10 protein-coding genes are annotated in these 14,907 nt (G+C 71.7%); 6 read left to right on the plus strand and 4 right to left on the minus strand.

Annotated features, from left to right (window positions below; all coding sequences use genetic code 11):
* The first annotated feature begins 51 nt into the window (after positions 1-51).
* The 5 genes from ACFVVM_RS11125 (at position 52) to ACFVVM_RS11145 (ending at position 9,293) form a co-directional block, all read left to right on the plus strand.
* Positions 52-1,611 carry a TIGR02677 family protein gene (locus tag ACFVVM_RS11125; protein WP_387616122.1) on the plus strand — a complete coding sequence of 520 codons (1,560 nt, stop codon included), beginning with the start codon at positions 52-54 and terminating at the stop codon, positions 1,609-1,611.
* Positions 1,608-2,981 carry a DUF2398 family protein gene (locus ACFVVM_RS11130; RefSeq protein WP_387616125.1) on the plus strand — a complete coding sequence of 458 codons (1,374 nt, stop codon included), beginning with the start codon at positions 1,608-1,610 and terminating at the stop codon, positions 2,979-2,981. The genes ACFVVM_RS11125 and ACFVVM_RS11130 overlap by 4 nt, the downstream gene beginning before the upstream one ends.
* A 4-nt stretch (positions 2,982-2,985) precedes the next feature.
* Entirely contained in the window at positions 2,986-7,548 is a 4,563-nt protein-coding gene (locus ACFVVM_RS11135; RefSeq protein ID WP_387616128.1) for an SbcC/MukB-like Walker B domain-containing protein, read from the plus strand.
* A 528-nt stretch (positions 7,549-8,076) separates the two neighbouring features.
* Complete coding sequence (locus ACFVVM_RS11140) at positions 8,077-8,862, plus strand: hypothetical protein (protein WP_387616131.1); 786 nt, start codon at positions 8,077-8,079, stop codon at positions 8,860-8,862.
* Positions 8,859-9,293 carry a hypothetical protein gene (locus ACFVVM_RS11145; protein ID WP_387616134.1) on the plus strand — a complete coding sequence of 145 codons (435 nt, stop codon included), beginning with the start codon at positions 8,859-8,861 and terminating at the stop codon, positions 9,291-9,293. The genes ACFVVM_RS11140 and ACFVVM_RS11145 overlap by 4 nt, the downstream gene beginning before the upstream one ends.
* A 175-nt stretch (positions 9,294-9,468) precedes the next feature.
* On the opposite strand, the gene ACFVVM_RS11150 is transcribed toward ACFVVM_RS11145, so the two are convergent.
* Entirely contained in the window at positions 9,469-10,431 is a 963-nt protein-coding gene (locus tag ACFVVM_RS11150; RefSeq protein WP_387616137.1) for a helix-turn-helix transcriptional regulator, read from the minus strand.
* Positions 10,432-10,525: 94 nt separating this feature from the next.
* Between ACFVVM_RS11150 and ACFVVM_RS11155 the strand changes: the two genes are divergently transcribed.
* Positions 10,526-11,662 (plus strand): epoxide hydrolase family protein, encoded by a 1,137-nt coding sequence (locus ACFVVM_RS11155; RefSeq protein WP_387616140.1) that lies wholly within the window; start codon positions 10,526-10,528, stop codon positions 11,660-11,662.
* 246 nt (positions 11,663-11,908) lie between these two features.
* Here the strand turns inward: ACFVVM_RS11155 and ACFVVM_RS11160 are convergent, their stop codons facing one another.
* Genes ACFVVM_RS11160 through ACFVVM_RS11170 form a run of 3 tightly spaced genes read right to left on the minus strand, consistent with a single transcriptional unit; the run spans position 11,909 to position 14,858 of the window.
* On the minus strand, positions 11,909-12,427 hold the full coding sequence (locus tag ACFVVM_RS11160) for a M15 family metallopeptidase (protein WP_387616143.1): 519 nt from the start codon (positions 12,425-12,427) through the stop codon (positions 11,909-11,911).
* Positions 12,424-13,770, minus strand: a complete 1,347-nt coding sequence (locus ACFVVM_RS11165) for an MFS transporter (RefSeq protein WP_387616146.1) — start codon at positions 13,768-13,770, stop codon at positions 12,424-12,426. Before ACFVVM_RS11165 ends, ACFVVM_RS11160 begins: the two co-directional genes overlap by 4 nt.
* Positions 13,767-14,858, minus strand: a complete 1,092-nt coding sequence (locus tag ACFVVM_RS11170; RefSeq protein WP_387616148.1) for a PLP-dependent cysteine synthase family protein — start codon at positions 14,856-14,858, stop codon at positions 13,767-13,769. The genes ACFVVM_RS11165 and ACFVVM_RS11170 overlap by 4 nt, the downstream gene beginning before the upstream one ends.
* Positions 14,859-14,907: the final 49 nt, after the last annotated feature.

A 14,907-nucleotide genomic window follows, 5' to 3' on the forward strand; every position in this document is an offset into this window, starting at 1 on the left:
TCCGGGACGGGTCCGGCGGAGTCGTCGGTGGCCACCACTACCCTCTCTACGGTGACCGACTCCGCCGACGGCCTGCCCAGCGCCGTACCCGCCCTGTGGGACGAGCGTCTGCGGTTGTTCTCGTTCGCGACCGCCGAGAAGCGCGCCGACTACCTGCGGGTACTGCGCGCCTTCGACAGCGCTCGCGCCGCCTACGTGGTGTTGTTGCACGCCGACGACGTCGCCGAGTGGATCGCCAGGGCCGAGAGCGCCGCGCACGGCGACGGGGTGGCGGGGGTGCCGCTGCCCGCGGTCGAGATCGGCCCGCTGCTCGAGCAGCTGCACCGCTGGGGTGTGCTCGAACGCAGCTACGACGGCACCCGCGCGGCCACCCTGGCCGAGTACCGCAACCGGCACTACGTCTACCAGTTCGCGCAGGCGGGCTTCCAGGCGTACCGGGCGGTGGCCGGGGTGCTGGCGGCCCGGATGGACGACGCCTCGCTGTCGCGGCTGGTCCTGCCCGAACTGCTCGCCGACCTGCGCACCCTGGCCGCGGCCAATCGTGACGGCGATGCCGAGCGGGTCTACACGACGCTGCGCAGGCTCGACGCCGCGCTGACCGACATGGCGGCCCGCGCCGCGCATTTCTACCTGTCGCTGGGCGATCTGGTGCGCACCACCGAGATCACGCCGGAGTCCTTTCTCGCGCACAAGGACGCGCTGCTGGCGCACATGCGCGAGTTCAGCATGGACCTGGCCCGGTTCGCCCCGCGCCTGGCGGCGGCGATCGGCGAGGTCGAGGACACCGGTGTCGAGCAGTTGATCCGCCGGGCGGCGGGCTGTGACGAGCGGGTGCTGGTGAGCCCGGCCGAACGCGAGGCCGACTGGCGCTCGCGCTGGGACGGGCTGCGTACCTGGTTCGTCGCGGCGGGCGGCGAATCGAGTGAGTCGTGCGAGGCCGACCGGCTGCGTGAGGCGACGATGAGCGCGATCGCGGCCGTGCTGTCGCTGCTGCGGCGCGTCACCGAGACCCGACGGGGCGGCGTGAGCCGTGAGTCCGCGCTGCGTCACCTGGCCGCGTGGTTCGTCGACACTCCGACCGCGGGCAGCGCGCACGCCCTCTACGACGCGGTGTTCGGCCTGGGCAGGCCGCGCCATCTGGCCCTGGAACATCCCGACGCCGAATTGATCCCGACGAGCCGATCCTGGTGGGACGCACCACCGTTGGAGATCTCGCGCACCCTCGCCGAGACCGGTCGCGCGCCCACCGCGGGCGCACCGGCGCGGATCGCGCGCAACGACGCGGGTGTGCGCCGGTTGCGCGAGGCGCAGCTGGCGGCCCAGCGCGAACGGGCCGCGGCGGCCGCGTCGCTGGCCACCGGCGCCGTGCACGAGCGGGTGCTCGACGAGCGCGAGACCGAGGTGCTGTTGCGGCTGCTCGACGCCGCCTCGACCGCGTGGGTGCCGGTCAGCGGAACCGTCGACGGCACAACGGGTTCGGACAACGGGGTGACGCTGACCGTGCGCCCGTGCGACGGGTCGACCGTGATCCGTACCGCGGCCGGACTGCTGCACCTGAACAACCGGCGCCTCGAGGTGCGCGCCGCGGTCCGCCGGGGTGCGGCCCGATGAGGCAGCAGCGCCGCATCGACGCCCTCGCCCTGGACAGCTATCAGCGCGCGGCCCGGGTGATGCTGGCCAATCACCTGGTCACCCGGGTCTATCCCGACCGGATCGCGCTGCCGCTGATCCGGCGATGGGCCACGGAATTGCGCGAGGACCTGGCCGAACTGTTCGGCTATCGCCTCGAGGTCACCGAGACCACGGCCCGGCTCTATCCGGTGCACGATCGGCTCGATGACGGCAGGCCCGCGCGCAGCGTGAACGACCGGGTCTTCGATCGTCGTCGCTATGCCTATCTGTCGCTGGCCTTGGCGGCGCTCGGCCGGGCGGGTGACCAGATCACGCTGTCCGAATTGGCCGAGCACGTGGCCGATTACGCGAGCCGGATCGACGGGCTGGACCTGTCGACCGAGCGGGCCGCCGATCGGGACGCGTTCGTCGACGCGGTCGGCTGGCTGGGCGCGCGCGGTGCGCTGACCTTGGCCGATGGTGACGCGGGCGGCTGGGCCAGCGATCCGGAGGCGGGCGAGGCGCTCTACGACATCGACCGTCCGGTGGTGTTCGCGCTGTTCCGTCCGCCGCGCGCGCTGCAACACCTGCACACCGTGCGCGGCCTGCTCGCCGACGACGCCGAGCAGACGCCGGCCGATCAGGCCCGCCGGGTGCGGCGCGCGCTGGTGGAGCGGCCCGTCGTCTATCTCGCGGAGCTCTCGCCTGCCGAACAGGCGCTGCTCGGCCAGGATCGGGTGATCGCCGAGGTCGAGTACTGCACGGGCCTGCGCGCCGAACGCCGGGCCGAAGGCGTCGCGCTCATCGACACCTCGGGGCGGCTGTCCGACACCAGGTTCCCCGGCACCGGCACCCTCGCCCAGGTGGCGCTGCTGTTGATCGGTGAGATCGCCGATGTCGTGCTCGACATCGATCATCCGGTGCCACACCGGCCCGATGTCGCCGCGGCCGAGGACCTGCTGCTCGATCAGCTCGACGCGGCCATCCCCGAGGCGGGCGTTTTCGTCCCGCTGGCCGAGGACGCCGAGATCCTCGAGGCCGCCGATGCCGACGCGGAATCCGTGGACGCGGAACCGCTCACCTATCCGTTCCTCGACGAGACCTGGGTGCGCGGCACCGTCAGCGCGCTGACCGATCGGTACGGCGCGACCTTCGCCGCGCAGTGGCAGGCCGATGTCGGCGCGCTCACCACCGAGGTGCTCGCCCTGCTGGCCCGGCTGCGGCTGATCCGGCCGGTCGAGGACGGGCTGCTGGTGCTGCCCGCGCTGGCCAGGTACCGGGGCGCGGTGGTCACCGTGCGGGTCCGCCGGGCCGAGGAATTGTTCGTCACCGCCGCCGAGACCGGCGGCACCGGAGCGGGAGGGAACTGAACAGATGACGCTCATTCACGGCGGAGTGCGGTTCGTCCCGACCCGCGCGGGCATCGTCAACCTCTGGGACTACCGCGACCAGGAGTTCTGCTTCGCCGACGGCCGCCTGGTGCTGCGCGGACCCAACGGGTCCGGCAAGACCAAGGCGCTCGAGGTGCTGTTCCCGTTCGTCCTCGACGGGCGGATCGAACCGCGCAGGCTCAATCCGTTCGCCGGTGAAGAACGCACCATGAAGTCGAATCTGCTGTATCGCAAGCAGGAATCGGCGTACTCGTATGTGTGGATGGAGTTCGCGCGCGGCGGCTGGGACGACCCCGAGGTGGTCACCGTCGGAATCGGAATGCGCGCCACCCGCTCCTCGGACAAGGTGACCCGCTGGTATTTCGTGGCCGATGGCCGCGCGGGGGTCGACTTCTCCCTCATCGGTCCCGACGATCGCCCGCTGACCCGCAAGCAGCTGGCCGAGCAGATCGGCAGCGACGCCATCGTCGACCGGCCGGTGGAGTACCGCGCCGCGATCGACGCGCGCATGTTCGGGCTCGGAGTGCAGCGCTACGACCAGCTGATCAACCTGATCCTCACCCTGCGCCGCCCCCAGCTCGCCAAGAACCTCGACCCGCGCGGACTCTCGCAGGCGCTCACCGACGGTCTGCGGCCGCTCGACGAACAGCTCATCCTCGACGCGGCCCGCTCGTTCAGCGATATGGAGGAGGTCGGGCGCACGCTCGACGGACTCGTCCAGGCCGACACCGCGACCCGCCGATTCGTCGATGTCTACCGCAAATACCTTGCCGTGCAGGCGAAGACCGATGTCGACCAGGTCCGCACCCGCCTCGACGCGGTCACCAATGCCTCGACCGCGCTGTTCGCCGCGACCGCCCTGCGCACCCGCCGCGAGACCGACCGCACCGCGGCCGAGGCCAGGGCCGAGGAGGCCGACCACGCCTACGAGCAGGCCATCGCCGACCGCGAGAACCTGCAGCGCTCCAGCGCCTACGAGGGTAAACAGCAACTCGACGACCTCGCCGACGCCGTGCGCCGCCTGGAGACCTCCGCCGCCGCCCACCGCGACAAGGCCGCCGAAGCCGGCCAGACCCTGCAGCGCCGCGCCGAGGAAGCCGAACGCGCCGCCGAGACCGTCCGCACGGCCGCCGCCGCCCTGGTCCGGGGCGAGGACTCCCTGCGGGCCGCCGCCGAGGAAGCGGGCATCGAGTGGGTCGCACCCTCGGCCGAGGGCCGCGGCGACCAGTTCACCACCGCCGTGCGCGGCCACGCCGAGGAACGCGACGCCGACGTCCGCGCGGTCCGAAAAGCAGTGGGCAAGTGGGAATCCGCCGCCGCCGACCGCACCCGCGCCGAACGCCTCGCCGAACGCGCGATCGAACTGCGCGAATCCGCCGCCGCCGAAGTCGCCCACGCCGAAGCCGCCGTCACCCTGGCCCGCAGCGAATCCGCCGCCGCCCTGCGCACCTGGTGGAACACACACTCCGAGGTTTTCGCGGCAGTTGCACAGCCGGGCGATGCGCCGACCGACGGCCGATCAACACCGAACACCGATCTCGCGCATTCGGTGCACAGCCAAGACGCCGCCGCGACCACGGCACAGTCAGCTCGTGCCAACGGCTCGACAGCTGACCAACTGGGCACTGCGCGCACCGGAAAGGCGACCGGCCCCGACAGCTCGGCGACCACCGCGAACGCCGATCCGATCGCGGAACCCTCGGGCAGCAAGCCGCGCTCTCGGCAGGCCCGTGATACCGCTGTCGGCCAGGACCACTCGACCAGGGGATTGTTCGAGGCACTCGACGCGGCCATCGCCGGGGTCGGCGTCGAGGACATCCCGTCCGCGCCGGAGGTGCTGGCCGAGTACTGCGAACCGCTGCAGGAGCAGATCCGTACCCGCCGCCAGGAAGCCCGCACCCGCGCCGCCACCGCGTCCGCACGTCGCGACGCCCTCACCGCCGAGCGGAAGCAGATCGCCGCCCAGCACGACGACGCTCCCCCGCCGCATCCCGCGAGAACCGGTGTGCGCGAAGGACTTCCCGGCGCACCGCTGTGGCGCCTGGTCCGCTTCGCGGATTCGGTCTCCCCCACCGAGGCGGCGGGAATCGAAGCGGCCTTACAGTCCAGCGGCCTGCTCGACAGCTGGATCTGCGGCCCGACCCTGCCCACCGACGTGGCCTCCGACCACTTCCTCCTCCCCCTCCCTGTCGACCAACGCCCCACCGGCCGCACCCTCGCCGATGTCCTCGTAGTCGAAGAGGACTCCCCCGAGCTGGCCGTCCCCACCGACACCGTCGCCGCAGTGCTCGCTTCCATCGCCCTGCACGATGCGCCGACCAGCGCATCTACAAGCGGTGCGGGCAACGGCACCGACGAGTCCGCCGTATCCGGCGTCGAACTGGCGGCGCTGACTGCCCCACCCGCACCCCCCGTCAGCATCGGCACCACCGGCGCCTTCCGGACCGGCATCCTCGTCGGTCGACACCACAAGCCGGAGGCCGAGTTCCTCGGTGCCACTGCCAGGGCGCGCAGGCGCGAGTCGCGGCTTGCCGAGATCGAGGCAGCCATCGAGACTGCGGTGGGCGAGTTCGAGGTGGCGAAGGCCGAAGAGGCCGGGGCCACTGCGGAATTGGCCGCGTTGTCCGCCGCGGCGAAGGCACTGCCGCGTCCGGTGGCGGTCACGTCGGCGCTGCGGGCGGTCGCCGAGACCGCGGGTCTGATGCGCTCGCGTGTGGAGGCCGCCACGCAAGCCGAACGCGAACTCGACCAGGCGGTGGCCGAGGTCGCCGCGCAGGACAAGAAGCTGCGCGCGGCCGCACAGGCGCACCGAACTCCGCGTGAGGCACGGGAACTCGACGCGCTGGCCGCGGCGATCCGGCACTTCGAGAACACCGGCACCGGGCTGCTGCGGCTACGGGCCGAGCACGAGCGGGAACGCGAGCGCGAACGCGAGGGCGCCGACCGGCACGACGAGGCCCGCGCCCTGGCCGAGGCGTTCGCCGAGGAGGCCGAGGCCGCCCGGCTCGGGTACACCGAGCAGCAGCGCAAGCTCGAGACGCTGCGTGAGGCCTTGGGTGCCAGTGCCGCCGACATCGATCGCGAACTCGATCAGGCGCGGGCCGCCATCGAGGCCGCCAAGGCCGAGCAGCGGGCCGCCCGCAAGGCCGCGAACTCCGCGATCGAGGCGGTCGGTGATGCCGAGGCCGCGTATCGCACTGCCAACGAGGCACTGGCCACCGCACTCACCGAGGTCATGGCCGAGGTCCGGTCGCTGGCCCCGTACGCCCGGCCCGATCTGCTGAGCCTGCTCGGCGCCTCGGTCGAACACCGGTGGCCCAGCAGCGATGCCGCCTGGTCGACCCCGGAGCAACTGCAGTACCGCATCGTCGCCGCGGGCCCGGAGACCGATCCGGTCGTGCTGCCCGAGGAGGTGTCCGCCCTGTTCGCCGACCTCGACGCCGCGACCACGCAGGTCCGCGCCACCGAGGCCGGACGCAAGTCCACCCGCTCGGCGGTGACCAGCGCGCTGCAGGAATTCGACGCCGCGCTCACCGCATCGGGCCGCGACTACCGCCTGCACTGGGACGCCGCCGACGGGCTCACCGTGGTGGCCGTACACGACGAGAACGGCCAGGCCGCCCTCGCCGATTTCGCCGCCCGCATCGACGCCGCCCGCCGCGATCAGGAACTGCTGCTCACCGACGCCGAACGCCGCATCCTCGAAGACGCCCTGCTCACCGGCCTGGCCCAGCAGATCCACGAACGCACCACCGATGCCCGCGAACTCATCTCCCGGATGGGCGCGGAGATGAAGCAGCGCCGGATGTCCTCGGGCAACACCATCGGCGTGCACTGGATCCTGGCCGACGGCCTGTCCGAGGCCGCGCGCGCCATGTGCAAGCTGCTCGATCGCGACACCGCCGCTTTGAGCCCGGAGGATCTCGGCGCGGTCCGCGCGCATTTCGCCGCCGAGATCCGCGCTGCCCGCGCCGCCCATCCCGAGCGCTCCTACCCCGAGATCCTGGCCGCCACCCTCGATTACCGCATCTGGCGGGTGTTCTCGTTCACCCTCATCTCCGGTGACGGCACCGAGGACAAACTCACCGTGGCCCGCCACAGCGCCCTCTCGGGCGGCGAACAGTCGGTCTCGCTGCACCTTCCGCTCTTCGCCGCGGCGCACGTCATGCTCGATTCGGCCGACCCGCAGGCCCCGCGCCTGCTGGCCCTGGACGAGGCCTTCGCCGGCGTCGACGACAACGGCCGCAGCGAATTGCTCGGCCTGAGCGTGCAATTCGACCTCGACCTGTTCATGACCGGCTACGACCTGTGGATCACCTACGGTCACGTCCCCGGCTGCGCCCACTACGACCTGGCCCACTCGACCGCGGAGAACACCGTCAGCGCCACCCTGCTGGTGTGGGACAGCGGTGAACTGCTCGCCGAGCACGACGGCGGCGATCTCACCACCGCACTCGGCTCACCCAACCGGCGTCGTGTCCCGAACACCATCGAGGGCGGACTCACCCTGGAGGGCATGCCCGGCACACCCGCTCCGGTCGGCTGAAACCCCGCTGCCGCCAACCTGACTTGACGCGTCCCCTGGCGCGGAAAGCAGGGTGGCCAGGCAATTGCCGGAGACCACAGACCGACCGGTTGATTTCTGCGAAAGAATACCGAATCGAATTTCCCGGAATCGGTTGCTCGAAATCCACAGTGCTGTCAGGATTTCGCTCACGCGACGACACCGACACGGTCGGTCCGCCACGGTCAGGGTGCGGGAAAGTCCGCACGCGTCAGCAATTTTCAGGGGAACGTCGTGAGATATCGACACAATCACCACCTCTCGTCGCCTGTGCACCGACAGGTTTCCGGTATCGCGTCGGGCGGTTCGCCGACGGGTGAGCGCCCGGCGCCACTACCGCACGTCTCGATGCGCTGAGTTCGCTGGCGAACTCGGCCGTCCAGCCCGATGAAGGTGCCGGAGATATTCACCGGAATGGCCGCATGGCCGTTGCTGGCCCGTCTGCGCCGGAGTCGCCATTGTGTCGAACCGGCGCCCACCCTCCCTTGCCGACCGCGGGATGTGACCACCATGCAGCTCCCCGTCCCCCTGCGGGACACCACCCGCCCGCTCGAGTCGGCACTCGCCGAGGCCGACGCGGGCCGCTTCACCGGGATCCTGCGGATCACCGGCGAGCCGGGCGGTGATCTCCGCTTCGTCGACGGCCGGATCGTCGCCGTGACCACCGGTGGCGCACCGGGATTCGATCAGCAGGCCGGTGATCGACCGCTCGGCGCCGCGCGTCTGCGCCTGCTGCGGATGACGGCGACCGTCGACGGCGCGTTCGCGATCGCGGCGGGCTGGATCGACCGCTGCCACTGGATCGACGCCGACCCGCAGGTCCTCGGCGAGGACGACCCCGGCTACGAACCACAGTGGCTGCTGGCCGAGACCGAACGCCGCCTCGCCGCGCTGGCCAATGCGGGATTCTCGCCCTACCGGAACCTGTTGGTGCGCACCGCTTTCGGGCAAGCCGAGCGCGACCGTGCCGACGGCGTCACGGCCGAGATCCTGCGCCTGGCCGATGGCACCCGCAGCTGCCGCGATCTGGCGTTCCTGCTGGGCCGCCCGCTCTATCCGGTGACCGTCGAGGTCGGCCGGCTGCTCGCCACCGGACACCTCACCGTGCCCGCCCCACCGGTCGACCGGAGACCGGCCACCCGGCCGGGCACGGTCGATCCCGCCCTGCCGCGGCGCCGTCGTGGCGCCAGCGGCATCAACGACACCCTGCGGCCACGCCCACCGCAGGCCGCTCCCCCGTCCACGATCGCCGTGGACGAGCACTGCGCCCCACGGCGCACCGAGAGGATCACGTGAACACCAACAACACCGCCCCCGCCACCATGACCGAACGGCTCGGCGGCCTGGTCAAATCCCTGCGCACCGAAGTGCCCGACTGCGTCGCCGCGGGCGTCATCGACATGTCGACCGGCATGCTGCTGTCGGTGGAGACCGTCGACAACCATCCGCCGGAGGTCCTCGACCTGCTCGCCGCCGCCACCCTCGACCTGTTCCAGGGCCGCAATGTGGTGATGATCGAGGACATCTGGAAGGAGCGCCGCGGCATCCGCAGCGACGAGCACTACTTCCAGGAGATCCTGGTCAACTCCAACAACCTCACCCACCTGTTCCTGCGCGCCGAGAGCCGCGACGACCTCGTCGTGGTCGTGGTGTGCCGCAAGACGGTCAACGTCGGCATGCTCTTCGCCCAGTCCCGCCGAGTCCTCAAGGACACCGGGCGCCTCTAGCCCGCGCGCCGAAGCCCGCATACGCACGACGAGCCGCCCCAGCCGAAGCTGGACCCGCCGAAGCTGGACCAGTGATCACCGGGAGCTGGTGGCGTTCGCTTCTCGGGTGGATTCAAGTGGTCGATGCCGCCACCAGGCCCTGGTGATCAACGGTCCAGCTTCGGCTGGGGTGTTGTCATGCGTCGAGAGCCTCGGCGAGGCGGGCCGACAGTCGGCGCAAACAGGCGGTCAATTCCGGGGAGTCGTGGATGCGGAAGCGCACACCCAGCGACATCAGCTGGACCGCAAGCCATTCGGGGTCGTCGTCGCGGGTGCCTACCAGGCGGCAGGCGGTGTCGCCGTCAGGAACGAGGCTGCCGGGTTCGGCGCCGAGGCGACCGGCGACGCGGCCGATGGGGGCATCGATGGATACCTCGGCCCGGTATTCCGGTGTGCCCCAATCGGTTCGACGGCCCGCGACGTAGTCGGCCGCGTCGGCGGCGGGCAGTTCCCTGGCGACGATGCGGGCGCCGGTGGGCTGTGGCGCGGCGATCCGGTCGGCCCGGTAGCTGCGCCATCCGTCGCGGTCGAGGTCGTAGGCGACCAGGTACCAGCGCCTGCCGGAGGCGACCACGCCGACCGGTTCCGCATGGCGCCGGGACTCGGTGCCCGCCCCGTCCCGGTAGCCGAAGCGCAGGCGTTCGCGATTGCTCACGGCCGCGGCGAGCGTGGTGAGCACCTCGGGGTCGACCGTCGGGCCCTCGCCCACACGCACCGCGACGGCGCCGCCGACCACCCGCACCCGCCTGCGCAGCTTGGCGGGCAGCACCTGTTCGAGTTTGGTCAGCGCGCGGACCGAGGCGTCCTCGATGCCCGCGACGGCCTGACCGGTCGCCACCCGCAGGCCGACGGCCACCGCGACGGCCTCCTCCTCGTCGAGCACCAGTGGCGGCAGCGCCGAACCCGCGGTGAGGCGATAGCCCCCGGTCGCGCCCATCGCCGCGACCACCGGATAGCCGAGCTCACGCAAGCGGTCGACATCGCGGCGGACCGTGCGATCGGTGACGCCGAGCCGATCGGCCAGCTCGCTGCCCGGCCACTCGCGCGGCATCTGCAGCAGGGAGAGCAAACGGAGCAGGCGGGCGGCGGTGTCGGTCATGATTTCGATTCTCTCGCACATCTAGGACCGAAACTGTCCTACATGGCTCATAGAGTCGAAATCACACCGACCACGAGATCGAGGAGTTCGCCCCATGAGCAGCATCCGCCCCTTCCGCATCGACATCCCGCAGGCCGACATCGACGATCTGACCGACCGGCTCAGCAGGGCGCGCTGGGCGGCACAGCTGCCGGGCGAGGGCTGGGACCGAGGCGTGCCGACCGCGTACCTGCGCGAGGTGGCGCAGTACTGGGCGAGCGAATTCGACTGGCGCGCACAGGAAGCGGCGCTCAACGCGTTCCCGCAGTTCCTGACCGAGATCGACGGTCTCGACGTGCACTTCGTCCACGTCCGCTCCCCCGAGCCCGACGCGGTGCCGCTGCTGCTCACCCACGGCTGGCCGAACTCGTTCGTCGAGTTCACCCGCACCATCGGCCCGCTCACCGATCCCCGCGCCCACGGCCTCGACCCCGCCCTCGCCTTCCACGTGGTGATCCCCTCGGTGCCCGGCTTCGCCTTCTCCGCCGCACCCACCGAGACCGGGATGTCGACAGCGAAGGTGGCCCGGATGTGGGCCACCCTCATGGACCGGCTCGGCTACGACCGCTACGGCACCCAGGGCGGCGATCTCGGCGCCTACATCGCGCCGGAGCTGGCCCTGGCCGCCCCCGAGCACGTGATCGGCGTGCACCTCGACGGCGGGATCGGCATGCCGAGCGAGGCCGACGTGCCGACGATGTCGGCCGAGGACCAGGCCCAGTGGGCCGAGATGCAGCAGTGGATGACCGGCGGGGTCGACCATCACGCCTTGCTGAAGGCCGCCCCGCAGACCTTCGCGCTGGGCTGGAACGATTCACCGGTGGCGCTGCTGGCCTGGATCCTGCAGAAGTTCCAGGAGTTCACGCCAATGGCCGACCTGGCCGAGGACGTGATCGACCGCGACCACATCCTCACCAATGTGGCCCTGTACTGGTTCACCCAGACCACGGGTAGCTCGTCATGGCCGATGTACAACGGGTTGCGCGACGGCGGTTTCGGCTGGCCCATCGGCCAGAATCTCGTGCCGACCGGCGTCTACGGCGGTGGGTCGCCGCTCATGCGCAAGCTGGCCGAGCGGGACAACAAGATCACGCACTGGCCCGAGGAGAACCCGGGCAACCACTTCGTCGCCATGGAGGAACCGGCCGCCCACGTCGCCGACATCCGCGCGTTCTTCGCCGCACTGCGCTAGGGCGCGAGCCGCTTCGGTGCGCGGGTCGACCGCGCACCGAAGGCGCGCCAGCGCAGCGCCGGAGCTCCCACGGTCCGGCGCCACCCGCGCAACGCCAAAGCCCTATGGTCCGCCGCCCAAAGCTCCACACTGTCCGGCCCTGTCAGCGCGGCGTCAAAGTCCCCACAATCCGCCAACGCCGGCGCGGAGTCGGAGTCACCATGATCCGACCCCGCGCCGGCACACGTCAGACACCGGCCCGGAGGGTCAGCGGAGGCTGGCGTCGGGCACGCGTGGTGGGCACGGTGCGCCGGGCGCGGTGACCAGCTCGAAATGCCACCACTCGTTGTCGAAAGTCCGGCACAGACCCCAGCGGTTGCCGTTGGTCTCCAGCCACTGCGCGCCCACCTGCGGCCCGACGTCGATCGCGCGTCCGGAGACGTGGGTCGACTCCTCCGGCGGCAGGACCCAGCGGCGCGTCTCCTCGGGGCTGCCGTAGGTGGCGAGGCCGTCCTGCCACAGCCATTGCTGCTGCTCGTAGGTGCGGTACCCCGAGGTGATCGACAGTGGCACGCCCTCGGCGCGCGCCTGCTGCTCGGCCAGGGTGTAGGCCGCCGCCAGCGCGGGGTCGAGGCCCTCGGTGCCCGCGGCGGACTGCGACTGCTCGAGCAGGTCGGTACCGCCGGGGTGGGCACCGGCGAGGCCACCGGCCACGGCGGTCAGCACCATCGCGGCCGTCAACGTCACCAGCGTCCGGTCGGCCGCGCGGCCGAGCACAGTGGTCATGCGCGGATTCTATCGACCAGCTCCCGGGTCGCGCCCCGCGGCCGATCCGGTTCCCGCTCCGTGCGCACGGGCCAGCGTCCGGGCGCCGCGGTGTAGGCGGGTAGCGCCGAACGCCGACGATGGCGTCCCCTGTCGGGCCGCAGCGCGCGCCCCACCGCGACCGCGGTCAGCACGCCGATCAGCAGGATGCCCAGCCACACCAGCCGGTCCGCGCCCGCGGCCCTGGCCACCCCGAGCACCGCACCGGTGGCCAGGTTCCCCGCCAGGATCGCCACCCCGACGATGGTGTTGTAGAAGCCGTAGTGGGTGGCCACCAGCTTCCCGTCGGCCATCGCGACCACGGTGTCCATCTCGAACGGGAACACCGCCGCCGTGCCCAGCGCGAGCACCGCGGCCGAGACCAGCAGGGCGCCCGCCGCGACCACCGGCCCGACCCCGTCCGGTCCCGGCACGAGCGCCAGCGGCAGGAACGCCGCGGCGAGCACCCCGAGCCCGACGACCAGCCCGCGCTCGGTCCCCCACCGCCGCCGGAACCAGGCGGTGATCCGCCATTGCCCGGCGATGGCGACCACGCCCGAGAGCACGAACACCGCCGCTGTCAACGCCTGTGCCCCGCCCGCACCGGCGACGAACTCCGCCTGCAGCGGCAGCGCCAGATACACCTGGAACGACAGCACATACGATCCGCCCATCGCGACGGCGAAGGCGAGGAACCGCCGATTGCCCGCGATCGCGCGCCAGTCGGCCAGCACCGAGCCACCGTTGCCGACCCCGCGGCGCTGCGGCAGCGCGCACAGCTGCGCCACGGTGAGCACCGCGAACACCACCGCGGCCACGGCCGCGACCCACCGGAAATCCAGGCCCAGCAGGGCGATACCGACGAGCGGACCGGCCAGGATGCCCGCCTGATAGAACACGTTGAACACCGCGAAGGCCTCCACCCGCCGCTCACCCGCCTCGGCGGCGAGATAGGCGCGCACGGCCGGATTGAACAACGCACCGGCGAAACCCGTTGCGGCGGAGGCGATCAGCAGCATCGGCAGCGACGTGGCCACCACCAGCGCGGCGAAACCCGCAGTGCGCAGCAGACATCCGGCCACGATCAGCGGTTTGTACCCGAGCCGGTCGGCCAATGTCCCGCCGAGCAGGAACATGCCCTGCTGAGAGAAGTTCCGCACGCCGAGTACCAGCCCGATCGCCCAGGCCGCCAGGCCGAGCGGTCCCGCCAGATACCCGGCCAGATAGGGCATCAGCATGTAGAAGCCGAGATTGATGCCGAACTGGTTGATCATCAGCAGCCGGGCGGGCAGGTCGAACCCGGCGAAGGCACGCAGCGTTCTCATGCGACCACCGGACCGGCCGCCGCCGGATCGACCACGACCGGGCAGCGGGTCCAGGTCTCGACGACCCGCTCCCCTGGATGCGCGATGACGGCGGGTTCGCGCGGCGGCGGCCCGGTGAGCAGCCCGTGTTCGCCGCAGTAGGTGTCGTTGTACACGGTGTCGAAGTAGCGGTGCGGGCCGTCGGGGAACACCGCGGCGATCCGGGTGCTCGGCGCGGCGGTGCGCGCGGCCCAGCCCGCCACCAGCGCGACCGCGCCGACGCTCCAGCCGCCGGTGGCGTAGTGCGTCGCGGCCAGGGTGCGGCAGGCCCAGACGGCTTCGGCCGGCGCGACCCAGTGGACCTCGTCGAACGCGCGATAGTCGACATTGGCGGGCCGGATGCTGGAGCCGAGCCCGCGCATCAGCCGTGGGCCCGCCGGTTGCCCGAAGATGGTCGAGGCCACCGTGTCGACTCCGATCAGCCGCAGGTCGGGGTGGTGCCCGCGCAGGTGGCTCGCGACCCCGGCGGAGTGGCCACCGGTGCCGACCGCGCACACCAGCACGTCGACCCGGCCGAGCTGCTCGATCAGCTCCTGCGCCAGGCTCGCGTAGCCGTCGGGGGCGTCGGGGTTGCTGTACTGGTCGGGGCACCAGGCCGTGGGATCGGCGGCCAGCGCCGCGGCGACGTGCTCGCGGCGGGCCTGCTGCCAGCCGCCCACCGGATGCGGCCGTTCCACCCGGTCGACCCGCGCGCCGAACGCGGTCAGCATGCGGTCCACGATGGGCTCGAGGCCCGGATCGGTCACCACCGTCACCGGGTGGTCGTACACCAGTCCCGCCAGTGCGAGACCGAGACCGAAAGTGCCGCTGCTGGATTCGACGATCCGGGCGCCGGGCACCAGCTCGCCGCGCTGCTCGGCGCGGCGCACCATGTGCAGGGCGGGGCGGTCCTTCATCCCGCCCGGATTGAATCCTTCCAGCTTGGCCCAGAACCCCCGGTCGGGTCCGGCCAACGGCGCACCCACCCACATCACCGGGGTGTTGCCGACGAGGTCGTGTGGCCGGTCGGCGATGGCGCGAGCGGTCCTGTCGAGCACGAATTCCTGCATGTCTGTCGCTTCCTGAGTCGGCCGCCGCGGACGGCGGCACGGACGAGCA

Origin of the sequence: Nocardia sp. NPDC058176 (assembly GCF_042883805.1) — a bacterium.
Taxonomy (GTDB): domain Bacteria; phylum Actinomycetota; class Actinomycetes; order Mycobacteriales; family Mycobacteriaceae; genus Nocardia.

Coding starts and splice junctions, on each gene's coding strand:
- ACFVVM_RS11130 (WP_387616125.1), top strand. CDS start 1,608: ATGAGGCAGCAGCGCCGCATCGACGCCCTCGCCCTGGACAGCTATCAG.
- ACFVVM_RS11135 (WP_387616128.1), top strand. CDS start 2,986: ATGACGCTCATTCACGGCGGAGTGCGGTTCGTCCCGACCCGCGCGGGC.
- ACFVVM_RS11140 (WP_387616131.1), top strand. CDS start 8,077: ATGCAGCTCCCCGTCCCCCTGCGGGACACCACCCGCCCGCTCGAGTCG.
- ACFVVM_RS11150 (WP_387616137.1), bottom strand. CDS start 10,431: ATGACCGACACCGCCGCCCGCCTGCTCCGTTTGCTCTCCCTGCTGCAG.
- ACFVVM_RS11155 (WP_387616140.1), top strand. CDS start 10,526: ATGAGCAGCATCCGCCCCTTCCGCATCGACATCCCGCAGGCCGACATC.
- ACFVVM_RS11160 (WP_387616143.1), bottom strand. CDS start 12,427: ATGACCACTGTGCTCGGCCGCGCGGCCGACCGGACGCTGGTGACGTTG.
- ACFVVM_RS11165 (WP_387616146.1), bottom strand. CDS start 13,770: ATGAGAACGCTGCGTGCCTTCGCCGGGTTCGACCTGCCCGCCCGGCTG.
- ACFVVM_RS11170 (WP_387616148.1), bottom strand. CDS start 14,858: ATGCAGGAATTCGTGCTCGACAGGACCGCTCGCGCCATCGCCGACCGG.